General features: G+C 60.9%; 16 protein-coding genes. 3 read left to right on the top strand and 13 right to left on the bottom strand.

Annotation, left to right across the window (positions count from 1 at the left end):
- Positions 1-5: 5 nt before the first annotated feature.
- From pyrF to pyrR, 6 genes are all read right to left on the bottom strand, one after another.
- Positions 6-722: an orotidine-5'-phosphate decarboxylase gene (gene pyrF / locus AAA138_RS05940; RefSeq protein ID WP_349089972.1), complete on the bottom strand. Its 717-nt coding sequence runs from the start codon at positions 720-722 to the stop codon at positions 6-8.
- Positions 716-1,624, bottom strand: a complete 909-nt coding sequence (locus tag AAA138_RS05935) for a dihydroorotate dehydrogenase (protein WP_349090012.1) — start codon at positions 1,622-1,624, stop codon at positions 716-718. Before AAA138_RS05935 ends, pyrF begins: the two co-directional genes overlap by 7 nt.
- A gap of 14 nt (positions 1,625-1,638) precedes the next feature.
- Positions 1,639-2,406: a dihydroorotate dehydrogenase electron transfer subunit gene (locus AAA138_RS05930; protein WP_349090011.1), complete on the bottom strand. Its 768-nt coding sequence runs from the start codon at positions 2,404-2,406 to the stop codon at positions 1,639-1,641.
- Between the two features lie 116 nt (positions 2,407-2,522).
- The gene (locus AAA138_RS05925; RefSeq protein WP_349089971.1) at positions 2,523-3,812 is read right to left on the bottom strand and encodes a dihydroorotase; all 1,290 of its coding nucleotides are present in this window, start codon (positions 3,810-3,812) and stop codon (positions 2,523-2,525) included.
- Positions 3,796-4,740 carry an aspartate carbamoyltransferase catalytic subunit gene (locus AAA138_RS05920; protein ID WP_035138537.1) on the bottom strand — a complete coding sequence of 315 codons (945 nt, stop codon included), beginning with the start codon at positions 4,738-4,740 and terminating at the stop codon, positions 3,796-3,798. The genes AAA138_RS05925 and AAA138_RS05920 overlap by 17 nt, the downstream gene beginning before the upstream one ends.
- A gap of 4 nt (positions 4,741-4,744) precedes the next feature.
- Positions 4,745-5,329, bottom strand: coding sequence for a bifunctional pyr operon transcriptional regulator/uracil phosphoribosyltransferase PyrR (pyrR, locus tag AAA138_RS05915; RefSeq protein WP_118259765.1), 585 nt, complete (start codon positions 5,327-5,329; stop codon positions 4,745-4,747).
- Positions 5,330-5,781: 452 nt separating this feature from the next.
- Here pyrR and rpmB point away from each other — a divergent pair, with 452 nt between their 5' ends.
- The gene (rpmB, locus tag AAA138_RS05910; protein ID WP_022094725.1) at positions 5,782-5,970 is read left to right on the top strand and encodes a 50S ribosomal protein L28; all 189 of its coding nucleotides are present in this window, start codon (positions 5,782-5,784) and stop codon (positions 5,968-5,970) included.
- 184 nt (positions 5,971-6,154) lie between these two features.
- On the opposite strand, the gene AAA138_RS05905 is transcribed toward rpmB, so the two are convergent.
- Entirely contained in the window at positions 6,155-6,931 is a 777-nt protein-coding gene (locus tag AAA138_RS05905) for a transposase (RefSeq protein WP_349089970.1), read from the bottom strand.
- A gap of 334 nt (positions 6,932-7,265) precedes the next feature.
- On the opposite strand from AAA138_RS05905, the gene adhE reads away from it, so the two are divergent.
- The gene (adhE, locus tag AAA138_RS05900) at positions 7,266-9,914 is read left to right on the top strand and encodes a bifunctional acetaldehyde-CoA/alcohol dehydrogenase (RefSeq protein ID WP_161160261.1); all 2,649 of its coding nucleotides are present in this window, start codon (positions 7,266-7,268) and stop codon (positions 9,912-9,914) included.
- A gap of 87 nt (positions 9,915-10,001) precedes the next feature.
- Positions 10,002-10,766 carry an aminoglycoside phosphotransferase family protein gene (locus tag AAA138_RS05895; RefSeq protein ID WP_349089969.1) on the top strand — a complete coding sequence of 255 codons (765 nt, stop codon included), beginning with the start codon at positions 10,002-10,004 and terminating at the stop codon, positions 10,764-10,766.
- A 178-nt stretch (positions 10,767-10,944) separates the two neighbouring features.
- On the opposite strand, the gene AAA138_RS05890 is transcribed toward AAA138_RS05895, so the two are convergent.
- From AAA138_RS05890 to AAA138_RS05865, 6 genes are read right to left on the bottom strand one after another with little or no spacing between them, the layout of a single operon-like run.
- Positions 10,945-12,666 carry a proline--tRNA ligase gene (locus tag AAA138_RS05890; protein WP_349089968.1) on the bottom strand — a complete coding sequence of 574 codons (1,722 nt, stop codon included), beginning with the start codon at positions 12,664-12,666 and terminating at the stop codon, positions 10,945-10,947.
- Positions 12,667-13,749: a flavodoxin-dependent (E)-4-hydroxy-3-methylbut-2-enyl-diphosphate synthase gene (gene ispG / locus AAA138_RS05885; RefSeq protein ID WP_349089967.1), complete on the bottom strand. Its 1,083-nt coding sequence runs from the start codon at positions 13,747-13,749 to the stop codon at positions 12,667-12,669.
- A gap of 13 nt (positions 13,750-13,762) precedes the next feature.
- Complete coding sequence (locus AAA138_RS05880; protein WP_349089966.1) at positions 13,763-15,124, bottom strand: M50 family metallopeptidase; 1,362 nt, start codon at positions 15,122-15,124, stop codon at positions 13,763-13,765.
- Between the two features lie 25 nt (positions 15,125-15,149).
- Complete coding sequence (gene dxr, locus AAA138_RS05875) at positions 15,150-16,337, bottom strand: 1-deoxy-D-xylulose-5-phosphate reductoisomerase (RefSeq protein WP_349089964.1); 1,188 nt, start codon at positions 16,335-16,337, stop codon at positions 15,150-15,152.
- Positions 16,337-17,251 (bottom strand): phosphatidate cytidylyltransferase, encoded by a 915-nt coding sequence (locus AAA138_RS05870; RefSeq protein ID WP_349089962.1) that lies wholly within the window; start codon positions 17,249-17,251, stop codon positions 16,337-16,339. The genes dxr and AAA138_RS05870 overlap by 1 nt, the downstream gene beginning before the upstream one ends.
- Before the next feature lie 2 nt (positions 17,252-17,253).
- The gene (locus tag AAA138_RS05865) at positions 17,254-18,048 is read right to left on the bottom strand and encodes an isoprenyl transferase (RefSeq protein ID WP_349089960.1); all 795 of its coding nucleotides are present in this window, start codon (positions 18,046-18,048) and stop codon (positions 17,254-17,256) included.

The following is an 18,048-nucleotide window of genomic DNA, read 5'->3' as shown; positions in this document are numbered from 1 at the left end:
ATCTTTTACGCGACGTTTTCGACCAGCTCGGCAACGATGGCGTCAAACGCGGCAACCGGATCGTCGGCGCCGGTAATGGGGCGGCCCACCACGATATGGCTCGCGCCGCGCTCGATAGCCTGGGAAGGCGTGGCCACGCGGGACTGATCGCCCAGCGCAGCACCAACCGGACGCACGCCCGGGGTCACAATCAGCGCATCGGGACCCAGCAGCTCACGCATGTCATGAGCCTCCATCGGCGAGCACACGATACCGTCGATACCGTTGGCCTGGGCGAGCTTTGCCAGACGGGCGGCCTCCTCGGCAACGGGCGACTCGACGCCGATCTCGCTCAGCGCATCCTGATTCATGCTCGTAAGCACGGTGATGGCGACGAGCTTGGCTCGATCCTCGCGTGCCTCCTCGGCACCCTCACGGCAGGCGGCGAGCATAGCACCCGAACCCAAGCCGTGAACCGAAAGCAAGTCGGCACCGGCAAGCGAGGCCGAGCGAGCGGCACCGCGCACCTGATGCGGAATGTCATGGAACTTAAGATCAAGGAAGACCTTAAAGCCCAGGTCCTTAAAGGTCTTGACGATCTCGGGACCCTCGGCGTAATAGAGCGTCATGCCCACTTTAAGCCAGACGGCATGGCCCGAAAGCTCATGGGCGAGCTCGAGCGCACGCTCACGGTCGCAGTCGAGGGCGACGATAACGCGGTCGCGGGCATCGGTCTCTAGCATTCGAAAGCACCTACCAGCTCGTTGATGTCCTTCACGCCCTGGGACTCGGCCCAGGCCTCGAGCTCGCGCGCAATCTTGAGCGAAGCGCACGGATCGACGAAATTGGCCATACCGACCGATACGCAGGTGGCGCCGGCCAGGATAAACTCGGCCGCGTCCTCACCGGTCATGACGCCGCCGACGCCGTTGATGGGGATATCGACAGCCTGGGCAACCTCCCAGACCATACGAACGGCGATGTGGTGGCACAGCGGACCCGAAAGGCCGCCCTTAGGCTTGGCCACACGGGACTTGCGGGTATGAACGTCAATGGCCATACCCTGGATGGAGTTGATGACCGAAAGGCCATCGGCTCCCGCGGCCTCGAGGGCCTTGGCGATCTCGGCGACGTTGACCGGGGCCATCTTCACAAACAGCGGCTTGTCGGTCACCTTGCGGCAGGCGGCCATGACGCCAGAGGCGCCCTCGGGCGTGGAGCCCATGGCGGCGCCGCCGGCGGCAATGTTGGGGCAGCTCACGTTGATCTCATAGCCGGCAGCCCAGGGGCACAGCTCGACATACATCTCGAGCGCACGGACAAACTCGTCCACGGAATGACCGGCAACCTGGCAGATGACCTGGCAGCCGTCCTTGGAGAGCTGCTCGAGCCACGGACCGGACTCGCGGGCGAAAGCGGCCACACCGGGGTTCTGCAGGCCCACGGAATTGATCATGCCGCCGGGAATCTCGGCCATGCGGGGTGCGGGATTGCCGGGCCAGGGCTCGGCAGCGCAACCCTTGGTGGTGATGGCACCCAGCTGGGAGACATCGAAGAAGTTCTGGAACTGCCAACCGTAGCCAAAGGTACCGGCTGCGGTGTTGATGGGGTTCTGCATCTTGACGCCGCCGAAATCGACGGCCATGTTCACGGTACCCACTAGAAGACCACCACCTTGGAAGCATCGAACACGGGGCCGCACATGCAGGCGCCCTTCATACCGTCGACCGTCTCGACATTGCAGGTGTTGCAGGCACCAAAGCCGCAGCTCATCATGCGCTCGAGCGACACCTCGCAGTAAGCGCCGGCCTCGGCGGCAGCCTCGGCGACCTTCTCCATCATGACGGCGGGACCACAGCTGGCGACGTAGTCGTAACCGCCCTCGCCGAGCAGCTCGGCGGCAGGATCGGTGCAGAAGCCGTGCGTGCCCAACGAGCCGTCGTCGGTGCACACGTTAACCGTGGCTCCCAGCGCGCGGAACTCGTCGACTCCCACGGCCTTGGACGCGGTGCCAAAGCCCAGGCATACGTCAACGTCCACACCCTGCTCGGCAAGCATGCCAGCCAGGCAGAGTACGGGCGGAACGCCGATGCCGCCGGCGACGAGCAGCGCCTTCCTGGTGCCCTCGGGCACGAACCAGCCGCGGCCGCCAGGGCCCAGCAAGTTGGAGGTGGAGCCAGGGCCCATCTGCGACAGACGGCGGGTATCATCGCCCACGACGGCGTACCACAGCTCGACGGTGCCGGCCTCGGCGTCGGCGCGATAGAAGCTCAGGGGCACGCGAAGCAGCGAGGAAGCATCGCCCGGCACGGCGATATTCACGAACTGACCGGGCTTGAGCGCACTTGCAAGCTTGGGGGCCGAGATAACGAGCGAGAAGATGCCGTCGGCGATCTCCTGGTTCGAGACGACCTCAAAGTCGTGCATGCGTGCAGTGGAAGGTGTGGGCATAGACGCTCCAATCCCCCATGCGGTTGCATGGTTCAGGCGAACAGAAAGCGCGGCACCGCAAGGGCACCGCGCACAAAAGCGATAAGGCTATGCTAGCAGATGCAGCCGTCGGCGAGCGTCTGCTTGCCGCCGACAAACACATCGGTGGCACGACCGGTGAGCGTGCGGCCGGCAAAACCGGAGTTCTCGGCACGCGACTCGTAGCCGCCCTCGCCGACCGTCCAGGTTGCGGCGGGGTCGAACACGGTCAGGTCGGCAACGGAACCCGCCTTGACCTGAACCTGGTCGAGGCCCAGGATCTCGCGCGGCTTGATGGCCATGAGCTCGACCATGCGGCCCATGCTCATCTTGCCCGTGTTGACCAGCTCGGTGAGCACGAGCGCCAGCGAGGTCTCGAGGCCGATCATGCCGAAGGGCGCAAGCTCGAACTCGCGGGCCTTCTCCCACGGGGTGTGGGGAGCGTGGTCGGTGACGATAACGTCTACGGTGCCGTCGATGACGCCCTGACGGATAGCCTCGGCATCCTCATCGGTACGCAGCGGCGGATTGACCTTGAGCGAGGTGTTGTAGGTCTCGTCCAGGTCGTTCTCGGTCAGGAACATGTGGTGCGGGGTGGCCTCGCAGGTGACCTGCACGCCAGCTGCCTTACCGGCACGCACGAGCTCCAGGCCATGGGCGGTGGAGATGTGCTGGATGTGCAGCTTGGCACCGGTCAGCTTGGCGATCTCGATGTCGCGAGCGATCTGGAGCTCCTCGCCGGCAGCCGGCCAGCCCTCAAGAGCCAGACGGGTCGAGACCTTGCCCTCGTTGATCTGGCCGTGACCGACCAGGTCCTCGTCCTGGCAATGGCTCATAAAGACCTTGCCGAACATCTTGCCGTAGTCCATGCAGCGACGGAGCATACCAGCACCCTGCACGCCGCGACCGTCGTCGGTGAAGGCGACGGCGCCGTGGGCGACCATATCGCCCATCTCGGACATGGCCTCGCCCTTAAGACCGCGGGTCATGGCGCCAGAAGGATAGACACGGCAGTGGCCGACCTCGGCAGCGCGGGACTTGACGAACTCAACGACGGTACCGTTATCGGTAACGGGGTCGGTGTTGGGCATGGCGCACACGCCGGTGAAGCCGCCCTTGGCAGCCGCGCGGGTGCCGCTCTCGATGTCCTCTTTGACCTCGTAGCCGGGCTCACGCAGGTGGACATGCATGTCCACCAGGCCAGGGACGAGGTACTTGCCGGAAAGGTCGCGGACCTCGGCTCCCTCGGCGGCGAGGTTCTCGCCGACCTCGGCGATCTTGTCGCCGTCAATCAGGACGTCAACGACACCGTCAAGCTCGACGGACGGGTCGACGACGTGGGCATTCTTAAGAAGCAAGGCCATTATCGGCACCTCCAAGCAGCAGATACAGGATAGCCATACGCACGCAGATACCGGCGTAGACCTGCTCCAGGATGACGGAGCGTTGCGGGTGGTCGGCCATATAGGAGTCGAACTCGACGCCGCGGTTGATGGGGCCCGGGTGGCAAATGATCGCGTCGGGCTTCATGAGCTTCTCGCGGTCCTTGGTCAGGCCGAAGAGCTTGTGGTACTCGCGAATGGTCGGGAACGGGGCACCCTCGAGGCGCTCCTGCTGTACGCGCAGCATGTAGACGACGTCCAGCTCGGGCAGGACGGAATCGAGGTCGCTCGTCACGTGGTCGCAGCCCAGAACCTCGGGCGCCGGCGGCAGCAGCGTGCCGGGGGCGACGGCGTAGGTCTCGCAGCCCATGATCTTAAGGGCGGGGATCAGCGAGCCGCAGACGCGGGAGTGGGCGATGTCGCCGACGACGGCGACCTTCAGACCGTGGAAGTCACCCTTGTGCTCCCAGATGGTGTACAGGTCGAGCAGAGCCTGCGTGGGGTGATTGTGCTTACCGTCGCCGGCGCAGATAACACTCGCGGGCGAATTCTGCGTGACGATGTAGGGAGCACCAGCATGCTTGTCGCGCACGACAATGCAGTCAATCTTGTAGGCGTTGAGGGTCTCGACGGTATCGACGAGGCTCTCGCCCTTGACCGTGGAGGTCGAGGAGCCGCCGAAATTGAGGCTGTCGGCCGAAAGACGCTTCTCGGCGAGCTCGAAGGAGCTGCGGGTACGCGTCGAGGGCTCGTTGAACATGTTGACGATGGTCTTGCCCTTGAGCGTGGGGACCTTCTTGATGGCACGCTCGTTGACCTCGGAGAACGCCTTGGCGGTCTCGAGGATGAGCTTGATGTCCTCTTCGGAGTACTCGGTAATGTCGATCAGGTGCTTATGGTTGAACGCCACGGTACTACTCACCTCCCAGCGGCGCGGAGCCCACGTGGGAACCCGGCGCGACGTCGTTGATCTCGACAGCGGTACGGCCGTCGACTTCCTTCATATATAGGTGCACGTTCTCCTCGTGCGACGAGGGAACGTTCTTGCCGACAAAGTCCGGCGAGATAGGGAGCTCGCGGTGACCGCGGTCAACGAGAACTGCCAGCTCGACTCGGCTCGGACGACCCAGGTCCATAACGGCGTCCAGAGCGGCGCGGATGGTGCGACCCGTGTACAGGATGTCGTCCACCAGCACGACGCGCTTGCCGTCGACGCTGAAGGGAATGTTGGTAGCGTGGATCGCGGGAGCGAAATTGGTCGCATAGTCATCGCGATAGAAGCTGATGTCCAGGCTGCCGAGCGGAACGTCGACACCCTCGATCTCCTTGATCGCCTCGGCGAGCTTCTTTGCCAGAAGGTCGCCGCGCGTGACGATGCCGACCAGAGCGAGGTCTTCACAGCCCTCGTTGCGCTCGAGAATCTCGTGCGCGATGCGGGTCATCGCTCGGTTGACGGCGGTCTCGTCCATGATGACCGCCTTGGGGGAAGTCGTGCCCATCGATCTCCTTCCTCACATGTCTTGACTGCTGACACAGTCAAAAAAATAGATGCCCGACCGCTCAAAGCGGAACCAGACACCCACAGGAAGTACTGCTCATTGACAGCTATGTAATTCCATGCGGGTATCTCGTACCCCTTTAATGGTCAAGGCATAGTGTAGCCAACCTCGGGCTCAAATGCGAGTATAAATACTAGTCAATCCGTAAACGGAGCCAATCGCTCCATAAACCTATATATATTTGTGGGACGCGCTTGAAAACCTTGTTGCGAGCTGGCATAATCCCCTCTGCTGCACGCAAATCGGATCTACGTCCAGGGCCGTAGCGTGGGCACTATCGCCAAAAGAGAAATATCTCTGTGTAGATTGCGCACAGAGACATGCTTCTGTGCTATAGTTCAGGCTTGTTTGTTAACGCGACATGTTCGTTTGTCGCCCAAGGAGGGTCAGTTATGTCCAAAGTTTGCGAAGTTTGCGGTAAGCACCCCGTTGCCGGTCGCTCCATCAGCCACTCTCACCGCGTCACCAACCGTAAGTTCCGCCCCAACATCCAGCGCGTCTACGTCGTCGTCGATGGTCACCGTCGCAAGATGAACGTTTGCTCCACCTGCCTCAAGTCTGGCAAGGTTGCGCGCTCCTAAATAAGGTCTTACCAACAAGTACCTCGGACTCTCCGGGTCAAAGACCTCGCGTTCACATAGAACTTACCAAAGGCGTCCTCCATGTGGAGGGCGCCTTTTTGCACTCATTGGGGACAGACTTACATGAGTGCTTTCACACATTTGGGACAGACATAACGCGTGCCGGCAGCGGTTCGCCCCTGCCTCACGCTGCCTCATTCCAGCCTATGGTGGCCTTGGTCACGCTTGTAGCGCCGATACCGGTGATACGGGCAATTTGCTTGACCGTAAGATGCGCCCGCCTAAGCCTCAGCAGATAGGCATCGCGCTCCGGGCGCGGCAGGGCCTTGAGCAGCGCAGGATCTATGCTCGGCAGGGCTTCGCGCGCGACGGCTAGGGCATCCTCATCGGGGATCCGCCGGCGCGGAAGAATCTCCACTGACCAGATGTGCCCGGCAACTTCCTCGAGATGCTCGCAATAGCAACGGGAGCCTCCGACAATATCGAGCATAGGGGCCGTATCACAAATGTCAAAGGGATCGTAGCCCAGCTGATATGCCTTGAAGCTTGACCAGCGGTACGCCTCGAGCGAGTCGAGCGCACCTTTCACGGGATTGAGATGAATATAGTCGAGCAGTTGCACCGCCTGCGTGTCCGACTCAACCGCGACCCGCGAATAGCGATTGTCAAACAGATGCCCCGTTCTTCCCGTTTTACCATTGAAATACTTAGCATATGCCGTCAGCGCACACTGCATTGCCTTTGAAAGATTGTCAAGTGGATCATCAACCATCAAATGGAAGTGATTGTCCATAAGGCACCAAGCCAATACCACCACTTCATGGCTCGCAAACCTGTCCGAGATATCCGATAAGAAACGATAGCGGTCGGAGTCATCTTCAAAAATAATCTGTTTGGAATTGCCGCGGTCATAGACGTGGTAATAGCCGGTGAGCGAAACGGCGCGGGCGCATCGGGGCATAATCTCTCCTTTCAAAGCTGTACAGGCAACACCTAAAAGGAGAGAAGCAACGCGAAATGCTGAGCCTGTAACCTATTTATATACAAATAAGCGGCAAGAACGGGCCCAGAACGGCAAAATGGCAAATCGATGTCTGTCCCAAATGAGTGAAAGCACTCATGCAAGTCTGTCCCCAATGAGCGGGGCGATGCAGTAGGCGGATAGTTTTTAGTTGAAACGATTCATTTAGTTGAAGCGTTTTAGTGTGCCTTTTACGGGAATCTTACCGTTCGCCGAATAATTTCTTGCTATCATGCAAGGCGTAGGGTAAATCTCCGATCGCAAGGAGACACAAATGGTGAAAAAGTCACCGGAAAACACTACTCCCGCAATTGTGGACAACGTAGAGGCGCTTGAGGCTAAGCTCGCTCAGATGCGAGAGGCCCAGGCGCTTTTTGCTACGTACACGCAGGAGCAGGTCGACAAGATCTTCTATGAGGCCGCCATGGCCGCCAACAAGGCTCGTATCCCGTTGGCGAAGATGGCCATCGAGGAGACCGGCCGCGGCGTTCTTGAGGACAAGGTCATCAAGAACCACTACGCCGCAGAGTACATCTACAACGCTTACAAGAACACCAAGACCTGTGGTGTCCTGGAGCGCGACGAGGCTTACGGCATCACCAAGATCGCCGAGCCCATCGGCATCGTGGGCGCCGTCATCCCGACGACCAACCCCACCTCCACCGCGATCTTCAAGACGCTGATCTGCCTGAAGACCCGCAACGCCATCATCATCTCCCCGCACCCGGCTGCCGCCAAGTGCACCATCGCCGCCGCCAAGCTCGTGCTTGACGCCGCCGTCAAGGCCGGCGCCCCCGAGGGCATCATCGGCTGGGTCGATGTCCCCTCCATCGAGCTGACCAACATGGTCATGCGCGACGTCGACATCATCCTCGCCACCGGTGGCCCGGGTATGGTCAAGGCCGCCTACTCCTCGGGCAAGCCCGCCCTGGGCGTTGGCGCCGGTAACACCCCGGTCGTCATCGACGACACCGCCGACGTGCTGCTCGCCGTCAACTCCATCATCCACTCCAAGACCTTCGACAACGGCATGATCTGCGCTTCCGAGCAGTCCGTGACCGTCATCGACACCATCTATGACCAGGTTAAGGCCGAGTTCCAGAAGCGCGGCTGCTACTTCGTCAAGCAGGGTGCCGAGATGGAGGCCCTGCGTGCCGCCATGTTCAAGAACGGCGCCCTCGACCACCGCATCCCCGGCATGGCTGCCGCCAAGATCGCCGAGCTCGCCGGCATCGAGGTTCCCGCCAAGACCAAGATTCTGATCGCCGAGGTCACCTCCACCGACCCCGCCAAGGAGGAGTTCTCCCACGAGAAGCTCTCCCCGGTCCTGGCCATGTACCACGCCAAGGACTTCCAGGAGGCCGTCGACAAGGCCGAGCACCTGGTGCTCGCCGGTGGCCCGGGCCACACCGCCTCTCTGTACGTGCACCCCGCCCAGGCCGAGAAGATCAGCCTGTTCGAGCACGTCATGAAGGCCTGCCGTATCGTCATCAACACCCCGTCCTCGCACGGCGGCATCGGTGACCTGTACAACTTTGGCATGAAGCCGTCTCTGACCCTGGGCTGCGGCTCCTGGGGCGGCAACTCCGTCTCCGAGAACGTTGGGGTGAAGCACTTGATCAACGTTAAGACTGTGGCCGAGCGCCGTGAGAACATGCTGTGGTTCCGCGCTCCCGAGAAGGTCTACTTCAAGAAGGGTTCCACGCCCGTCGCCCTCGACGAGCTGGGCAACGTCATGGGCAAGAAGCGCGCCTTCATCGTCACCGACCAGTTCCTCTTCAAGAATGGCAACACCCGCGCCATCGAGGCCAAGCTCGACGAGATGGGCATCGCCCACGACTGCTTCTACGACGTCGAGCCCGATCCGTCGCTGCAGTGCGCACGTCGCGGCGCCAAGCAGATGGCTCTCTTTGAGCCGGACGTCATCATCGCCGTCGGCGGTGGCTCCGCTATGGACGCCGGCAAGATCATGTGGATGATGTACGAGCACCCCGAGTGCAAGTTTGAGGACATGGCCATGGACTTCATGGACATCCGCAAGCGTATCTTCACCTTCCCCGAGATGGGCAAGAAGGCCTACTTCGTCGCCGTCCCGACCTCCTCGGGTACCGGCTCCGAGTGCACGCCGTTCGCCATCATCACCGACAAGGAGACCGGCATCAAGTGGCCGCTCGCCGACTACGCGCTGCTCCCCAACATGGCTATTGTCGACGCCGACAACTGCATGACCGCCCCGCGCGGCCTGACCGCTGCCTCCGGCATCGACGTCATGACCCACGCCATCGAGTCCTACGTCTCCATCATGGCTTCCGATTACACCAAGGGCCTCTCCGAGCGCGCTGCTAAGCTCGTCTTCGAGAACCTGCCCTCCAGCTTCACGAACGGCGCCAAGGACCCGCATGCCCGCGAGGAGATGCACAACGCCTCCTGCATGGCCGGTATGGCCTTCGCCAACGCCTTCCTGGGCCTCAACCACTCCATGGCCCACAAGCTCGGCGCCTTCCATCACCTGCCCCACGGCATCGCCAACGCCGTCATCCTGACTCGCGTCATGCGCTACAACGCCGCTGAGGCCCCCGTCAAGATGGGCACGTTCTCTCAGTATCCTTACCCCAACGCGCTGCACAACTACGCCGAGATGGCCAAGTACTGCGGCATCGAGGGCAAGGACGACAAGGAGGTCTTCGAGAACTTCATCACGAAGCTCGAGGAGCTCAAGGACTTCATCGGTGTCAAGAAGACCATCGCCGACTACGGTGTCGACGAGCAGTACTTCCTCGACACCCTCGACGAGATGACCGAGCAGGCATTCAACGACCAGTGCACCGGCGCCAACCCGCGCTACCCGCTCATGAGCGAGATCAAGGAGCTCTACCTGGACGCCTACTACGGCCGCGAGCCTCAGGATTACGCCGTCTGCTAGTTCTAGCACGGTTTTAACGGCGGGGGTGCACGGGTGTTTCACACACCCCCGCCGTCGCTTCTATCGCATCGTTGAAAGGATGCAACCATGCTGCTACCCGATTCCAAGACCGAACTCGTCCGTCGCGGCAACAAGGTCGTTTACGACCTGGGCGACAAGATCGTCAAGGTCTTTAACGAGACCAAGCCCGTCTCCGACGTGTTCAACGAGGCTTTGAATCTTGCCCGCATCAATGAGTGCGGCATCCGCAGCCCCAAGGCTCTCGAGGTTTCTCAGCTCGAGAACGCCAACGGCTGGGCGCTCGTGACCGAGAAGGTCCCGGGTACCACCCTTGCCGAGAAGATGACTGCCGAGCCCCAGCGCTTTGGTGAGTACCTCGAGATGTTCGTCGACCTCCAGATCGAGATCCACGACTACACCTCCCCACTGCTCAACCGTCAGCGCGATAAGTTCGCCCGCATGATCGACAGCCTCGATCAGCTCAATGCCACCACGCGCTACAACCTTCAGGAGCGTCTGGACGGTATGACCAAGGAGTTCAAGGTCTGCCACGGCGACTTCAACCCCTCCAACGTCATCGTCGGCGACGACGGCCAGCTGTACGTCTGCGACTGGGCACATGCCACCCAGGGCTCCCCTGCTGCCGACGTTGCCACCACCTACCTGCTCTTTGCCCTCAACAGCAAGGATCAGGCCGAGGCCTACCTGGAGCTCTACTGCGACCGCGCCGACATGCCCATGCAGGTCGTGCGTCAGTGGACGAGCATCGTCGCCGCTTCCGAGCTCGCTCGTAAGCGCAACGTGAACGATGAGTTCCTGAAGAACTGGATCGACGTTGTCGATTATCAGTAATATCTGAGCGATTTATTTCGCATCGGAGGCACAAAGGAAACCCCGCAGCTCGCATGGGCTGTGGGGTTTCCTTTTAGCGATTGAGTACGTCGACAAGATAAAAGGACGGCCCCGCATCTCCCCTATCTGGAGAAATGCGGGGCCGTCCCGTATATCGAACTACAAGCGAAATCGCCGATTAACGGCGTGCCGCCTTCACAAGCTCAGCGACCTTGGCGACGACCTCGTCGATCGCCACGTCCTCGCGCTCACCCGTGGCACGGTCCTTGAGCTCGACGGTGCCGTTCTTGAGGCCACGCTTACCCAGAACGACCTGATACGGGAAGCCCATAAGGTCGTTGTCGGCAAACTTAAAGCCGGGACGCTCGTCACGGTCGTCGACGACGACCTCGATACCCTCGGCGCACAGGCCATCAACGATCTGCTCGCAGACGGTAGCACACTCCTCCTTCTTGGGATCGAGCGGAATCACCGCAACCTCGTACGGAGCAACGGAGACCGGCCAGACGATGCCGTGCTCGTCGTTGTGCTGCTCCACGACGGCAGCGAGCGAACGGGACACGCCCACACCGTAGCAACCCATGATAAGCGGCTTCTCCTTGCCGTCCTCGTCCATAAAGGTGGCACCCATGGCCTCGGAGTACTTGGTGCCCAGCTGGAAGACCTGGGAAACCTCGATGCCGCGAGCAGCAGAGAGCGTCTTGCCGCAGTGCGGGCAGGGATCGCCGGCGACGACGGTGACCAGGTCGGCCCACTCGTCGACGGTAAAGTCGCGCTCGGGACAGGCGCCGGTAAAGTGATAATCGACCTCGTTGGCACCGCAGGCCCACTGCTTAGACTCGCGCAGGCTCTCGTCGCACACCAGACGGATGCCCTCGGGCAGGTTGACCGGTCCGATAAAGCCCTTATGCAGCCCGTAGGTCTGGAGCTCCTCGTCGGTCATCATGCGATAGCCCTTGCCAAAGACGTGCTCGGCCTTACAGTCGTTGAGCTCGTGGTCGCCCGGAACAATGGCCACGACCGGCTTGCCCTCGGAGTCAATCAACGCCAGCGACTTGCGCGTGCCGTTCTCGGGGAAGCCGAAGAACTTGGCGACGGCCTCGATGGTGCCCATACCCGGAGTCTCGACCTTGGTGAGCGTGCCGTCGCCGGGACCCTCGGTCACAACGACCTTGGTGCTTGCAGCCTCGTCATCGGCAGCAAAGCCGCAATCGTCGCAGTAGACGAGCGAAGCCTCGCCGGCGTCGGCCAGCGCCATGTACTCGACGGAGGTGTCGCCGCCGATTTCGCCGGAGTCGGCGACAACGGGCAGAGCCTTGATGTAGCAGCGCTCGCAGATGTTGGCGTAGGCCTGCTTCATCTTGTCGTACTCCTCCTGCAGGCTCTCCTGCGTGGCAGAGAAGCTGTAGGCGTCCTTCATGATGAACTCACGGCCGCGCATCAGGCCAAAGCGGGGACGGAACTCATCGCGGAACTTGTCCTGAATGTGGTACAGGTTGACGGGCAGCTGCTTATAGGAGCGCAGCTCGTTGCGCACCAGGGCCGTGACGGTCTCCTCGTGCGTGGGGCCCAGCACAAACTCGCGACCATGACGGTCGTCAAAGCGCACGAGCTCCTTACCATAGGCATCGATGCGGCCGGACTCACGCCACAGCTCGGCATCGACCATAATGGGCATCATGAGCTCCTGGGCGCCGGCGGCATCCATCTCGTCGCGCACGATGTTCTCGATCTTACGAATCGAGCACCAAGCGAGCGGCAGATAGGAATAGAGACCGGCGGCCTCCTTGCGGATCATACCGGCACGAAGCAGCAGACGATGGCTTGCAAGCTCGGCGTCGGCCGGATCCTCTTTAAGCGTCGGCGCATAGAGCTTAGACATATACATTGCTCGAGTCATTTATTTCTCCTCAATAAGCTTGTCGACCTCGGCCATAAGCGCGTCGACAATTTGATCCTCAGCTACTTTACCAATGATCTGGCCATGCGAAAAGAGCAGGGCCTGACCACGTCCGCAAGCAACGCCCAGGTCGGCATCAGAAGCCTCACCGGGGCCATTAACGGCACATCCCATGACGGCAATCGAAAGCGGCGCGGCATAGTTCTTAAGCCGCTCGGTGACCTCCTCGGCAATAGGAATCAGGTTAACCTGGCAGCGGGCGCACGTGGGGCACGAGACAATCTCGGGACCACGGCGACGCAGGCCCAGGGACTGCAGGATACCCCAGGCGACCGGCGGCTCCTCGACCGGATCGGCCGTGAGCGAGACGCGCATGGTGTCACCGATACCCTCAGACAGCAGGATACCAAGGCCCACCGAGCTTTTAATGGTGCCCTGCAGCTTGGTACCCGCCTCGGTTACGCCCAGGTGAAGCGGAACGTGGGGAATCTCACGCGACAGGGCTCGATAGGTATCGAGCGTCGTTTGCACGCTATGGGCCTTGGCGGAAAGCACAATATTGGTAAAACCGCGATCCTCAAAATGTTTGACGAAACGCTCGCTCGACATCACGAGCTTTTCGGGCTGCGTGAGGTCGTCGCGCTCGGCAATATCCTGCTCAAGCGAACCGGCATTGACGCCGATACGAATCGCACAGCCCACGGCACCCGCAGCATCGATCACCGCGTCAACCTTGGCCCAATCGCCGATATTGCCGGGATTGATTCGCAGCTTGGCGGCACCGGCCTCAACGGCACCAATGGCGAGCTTATGGTTAAAGTGGATATCGGCGACAATCGGCACCGGAGACTCGGCACAGATGGTGCGGAAACCCTCAAGCGCGGCCTCGGTGGGCACGCTCACGCGCACGATATCGCAGCCAGCCTGCGCCAAAGCACGCACTTGCGCAAGCGTTGCCTGGGCATCAGCGGTATCGGTGCAGGTCATGGATTGGACCACCACCGGCGCACCGCCACCGATCTGCACGCCGCCCACATGCACGGGGCGCGTCAGCTCGCGAGGCAAAGGATGGGATAAAGACAATCCAAACACTCCCCTACAGAATAAATCGAAGGATGTCGGAACGAAGCATATAGACAAACAGCAGCGCAAAAAGCGCGATACCCACATAGCTCACGATCGACTGGACCTTGAGCGGAAGCTCGCGGCCAGCAATCTTTTGAATGATCTCGATGACCAGCTTGCCGCCATCGAGCGGTGGGATAGGCAGCAGGTTCATAAAGCCAAGCGAGAACGAAATGAGGGCGGCAAACGAAAGGAACGTTGCAGGGCCAGCGGCAGCAGCCTGTGAGGACATAACGCTAATACCCACGATCGATGAGGACTGATCGAGAATCTCCATCGTATGCTGCGGCTGGAGCAGGCGCATCACGCCCTCCGCTGTCTGCACGACATAGGATAAGGACAGACGAGCCGACGTGATGGGGTCTAAACGGACCACCTGCGTAGAGGCATACACACCGAGGCGCTCGTCCTCTTTGAGTGCAACCGTGGTCGAATGCCGCTTGCCGTCACGCTCATACTCGATGGCGATATCGTCCTTACCGGCAGCCTTACCGATGGCATCGTATACGTCCATCCAAGTAGAGCACGATACTCCGTCGACCGAAAGGATCGCGTCGCCGCCCTCGATTCCCGCCGCTGCGGCAACCGAGCCTTCGTCAACCTGGCCGATCACATTGGTATCCACCGGCACCGTGACACCTGCGATGGAATAGATGCTCATAAGGAGCAAAAAGCCCGTCAGGATATTGACGATAATGCCCGCAAGCAGCATAAAGGCACGCTTGACAAAGCCCTGACCCAAATAGGTGTGCGAGCGCTCGCGTGCAAGGAATTCGGACTCGCCGCACGGCAGCTCCCATACATCGCCCTCGGCAGTCGCATGCTCGCGATCGAACCGACGGCCGTCAAAGGTGGTATAACCCGCCGCGTCACGCGGCAGGGTCTGGTACTTGGTGGGATAGTAACTGGGCGAAGGCTTTTCCCCTTCTTCATACCAGGGAGCGATGGAGCCCCAGCCCAACAGCAAAGCACAGGCCTCGAGCACATCCTCCTCGGACAGCTCGAGCTCGACGGCAAGATCAGCCACCGTCACCCGGCCGTGACGATAGATGGCAGCAAGCACGCGGTCGGCACACGAGACGTCGGTCGGATCCATGCCACAGATGGCAGCATACCCACCCAGCAACAGTGGGGTCACGCCAAACTTGGTGCCGATACGACGAGACGTGTGGTGGATATCAAAGCGACACGGCAGACCCAAAAAGAACTCAGTCACCCGGACGCCGCAGGCACGCGCCGCCAAAAAGTGGCCGCCCTCGTGCAAAAACACGAGGACGGAAAGCATCAGCAGGCCCCAAAAGACCGATGAGAGAACGCTCAGAACAGTATCCATAAAACGAAAAAGCAATCCTTATGGGTTAAGAACGGGTTGCGGCGAGCACCTGCGCGGCCTTTTCACGCGCCCAGCCATCGATGTCGCGAAGCTGTTCAAACGAATCGACCGTCTGCGCATCGTGAGCGTCCATGCAGGATTCCACAATGCGGTCGATATCGGTAAAGCTGCAGCCATCATGCAGGAAGGCATCGACGGCGACCTCGTTGGCGGCATTGAGCACGCACGGCATGGTGCCGCCCGTCTTGCCGGCACGTTCGGCCAGCGCCAAGCAGCGGAAGGTATCCATATCGGCAGCGTTAAAGGTAAGCTGACCCAACTCGCGGAAATCGATACGCGGAGCCGGCGTATCCCAACGCTCGGGATACGAGAAGGCAAACTGGATGGGAATGCGCATGTCGGAGGCACCGAGATGCGCCATCACGGAGCCGTCGGCAAACTCAACCATGGAGTGAATCTTGGACTGGCGCTGCACGACCACGTTAATGAAATCGAGATCGCAGCCGAACAGATGCATGGCCTCGATACGTTCCAGACCTTTGTTCATGAGGGTGGCGGAGTCAATCGTGATCTTGGCACCCATAGCCCACGTAGGATGCGCCAGGGCATCGGCGCGCGTCACGCGATCGAGCTCGTCACGCGTGCGGCCAAAGAACGGGCCGCCCGAGCAGGTTAGCCAAATGCAGTGAGCCTCGCGCGGATTCTCGCCCAGATAGCACTGGTAGATGGCAGAATGCTCGGAGTCAACCGGGATAAGCTGGTCCGGCTGCGCCAACGGCATAAGCAAATCGCCACCGACGACGAGCGACTCCTTGTTGGCCAGGGCAAGACGCTTGTTCGAGGTCAGGGCAGCATGGCTCGCCTCGAGACCGGCAGCGCCCACGATGGCCACGAGCACGCAGTCGACATCATCGCGACATGCGAGCTCGCACACGGCCTGCGCGCCAACTCCGAGCTCCGTTCCCTCGGGCAGTTCCTGCAGCACGGCGTCGGCGCCATGGGAAGCATCCGCCACGGCAACCGCCGGGACCGAGAACTCACGGGCAGCGGCAACGAGCTCGGGGGTGCTGGAGTTAACGGACAGCGCCGTCACCTGCAGGCGATCGGCATGCTGACGGCACACGTCGAGCGCCTGAGTGCCGATAGAACCCGTACAGCCCAGAACGGCAACACGAAGACGCCCATCGGGACCGTAGGTGGTCTGATAAGCCATTACAGCACGCCTCCGATCATCAGCAGCAGCTGCGCGGTAATGCAGCCAAAGATGAGCGAATCGCTGCGGTCGAGCATGCCGCCGTGGCCCGGGATGAGATTACCGGAATCTTTGACGCCCACACCGCGCTTGATACGCGACTCGATGAGGTCGCCGATAACGCCCAGGATGGAGACGACCACGCCGCACAGCAGCGCATAGGGAAGGCTCAGCTTATAGAAGTGCGTTGCCCACAGGATTAGCCAAATCAAGACAGAACCCAAAATGCCGCCGGCAAAGCCTTCCCAGCTCTTTTTGGGAGAGATCTTGGGAACCATCTTATGCTTGCCGATGCGGCTGCCCACGATGTAGGCAAACGAGTCGGAGACCCAAAGGGACGCGCAAACGCCCACCGAAAGCAGGGCGCCGGCAAAACCGGGCACGGCATCGCGCAGCAACACGATAGCCGACAGCATAAAGCCAGTGTAGATAGGGCCCATGAGCGTCACGGCAACGTCAGAGATGCGAGTGCGCGGAGACCAGACATACCAGATACCGACCGCAAGCATCAAAGCGAACAGCAGGGCGTTCAACAGCAACGAATCGCCCAGCGCCGAGAGCGGAAAGAGCACCGCGGCAGCGATACCAAGGCGCTCGTTGGCAACCTTGCCGTCGAGCCTCGTCATGCGGAAGAACTCATAGCAGCACAGACCGCTCATGACGGACACGAAGATGGCCGTGGGCACAATACCCAAAACCAGGCACAGGATAAAGACAACGGCATAGACGATACCGGCGGCGGCACGGGTGATAAAGCCCGCCAGCCACGAACCGGAGCCGCTCTTCGCTGCAGGCGCCCCTGCAGCGGAAGCCTTACGCGCGGACTTCGCGGAAGTAGGCGCCTTGGGAGCGGATGCCTTGGGACGTTCGGACACGATTAAGCCTCCTCGGTCTTGCTCAGTCCACCAAACCTACGGTCGCGACCCTGGTAGGCCAAAATGGCGTCGACAAGGCCCCAGCGGTCAAAGTCGGGCCAATAGGTATCGGTGACATAGAACTCGGAATAGGCAACCTGCCACAGCAGATAGTTCGAAAGACGAAGCTCGCCAGAGGTGCGAATGACGAGCTCCGGATCGGGAAGACCAGCGGTGTACAGGTGCGAAGCAACCAAATCATCGTCGATAGCGGCGGGATCGATCTTGCCGGCAGCCGCATCAAGCGCGATCTGGCGGACAGCGCGGGTGATCTCAGCACGGGCACCGTAGTTAACGGCCAGCGCCAGCGTCATACCGGTATGGTCGGCGCACTCGGCAAGGCCGCGCTCAAAGACGTCGCGGGTCTTCTTGGGCAGCGCGGAAATATCGCCCAAAAAGACAACGCGAACATTCTCGCGCTTAAGCAGCGGTAGCTCATCGATAAACGTCTTGGCAAACAGGTGCATCAGAACGTTGACTTCGTGCTGCGGGCGATTCCAGTTTTCGGTCGAAAATGCATAGGCCGAAAGCACGTCGACGCCCAGGCGCACGCAGGCGGTAATGATCTCGCGCAGCGAGACGATGCCGGCCTTGTGGCCTTCGGTGCGGGCAAGACCGCGCGCCGTGGCCCAACGGCCGTTGCCGTCCATGATGCACGAAATATGGTGCGGAATGTTATTGAGGTCAAGGTCGGAAAAACCGACGCCCGCAGGGGCGTCGGCAAAGTACTCGACCAGTTTATGCTCGTCGTATTGCAC

Source organism: Collinsella sp. CLA-JM-H32B (assembly GCF_040098065.1).
Lineage (GTDB): Bacteria > Actinomycetota > Coriobacteriia > Coriobacteriales > Coriobacteriaceae > Collinsella.
This window is presented reverse-complemented; position numbering and strand designations above follow the sequence as displayed.

What these genes read in the sequence shown, in the direction of transcription:
- pyrF (WP_349089972.1), bottom strand. Translation starts at nt 722, where the DNA reads ATGCTAGAGACCGATGCCCGCGACCGCGTTATCGTCGCCCTCGACTGC.
- AAA138_RS05935 (WP_349090012.1), bottom strand. Translation starts at nt 1,624, where the DNA reads ATGGCCGTCGATTTCGGCGGCGTCAAGATGCAGAACCCCATCAACACC.
- AAA138_RS05930 (WP_349090011.1), bottom strand. Translation starts at nt 2,406, where the DNA reads ATGCACGACTTTGAGGTCGTCTCGAACCAGGAGATCGCCGACGGCATC.
- AAA138_RS05925 (WP_349089971.1), bottom strand. Translation starts at nt 3,812, where the DNA reads ATGGCCTTGCTTCTTAAGAATGCCCACGTCGTCGACCCGTCCGTCGAG.
- pyrR (WP_118259765.1), bottom strand. Translation starts at nt 5,329, where the DNA reads ATGGGCACGACTTCCCCCAAGGCGGTCATCATGGACGAGACCGCCGTC.
- rpmB (WP_022094725.1), top strand. Translation starts at nt 5,782, where the DNA reads ATGTCCAAAGTTTGCGAAGTTTGCGGTAAGCACCCCGTTGCCGGTCGC.
- AAA138_RS05905 (WP_349089970.1), bottom strand. Translation starts at nt 6,931, where the DNA reads ATGCCCCGATGCGCCCGCGCCGTTTCGCTCACCGGCTATTACCACGTC.
- adhE (WP_161160261.1), top strand. Translation starts at nt 7,266, where the DNA reads ATGGTGAAAAAGTCACCGGAAAACACTACTCCCGCAATTGTGGACAAC.
- AAA138_RS05895 (WP_349089969.1), top strand. Translation starts at nt 10,002, where the DNA reads ATGCTGCTACCCGATTCCAAGACCGAACTCGTCCGTCGCGGCAACAAG.
- AAA138_RS05890 (WP_349089968.1), bottom strand. Translation starts at nt 12,666, where the DNA reads ATGACTCGAGCAATGTATATGTCTAAGCTCTATGCGCCGACGCTTAAA.
- AAA138_RS05880 (WP_349089966.1), bottom strand. Translation starts at nt 15,124, where the DNA reads ATGGATACTGTTCTGAGCGTTCTCTCATCGGTCTTTTGGGGCCTGCTG.
- dxr (WP_349089964.1), bottom strand. Translation starts at nt 16,337, where the DNA reads ATGGCTTATCAGACCACCTACGGTCCCGATGGGCGTCTTCGTGTTGCC.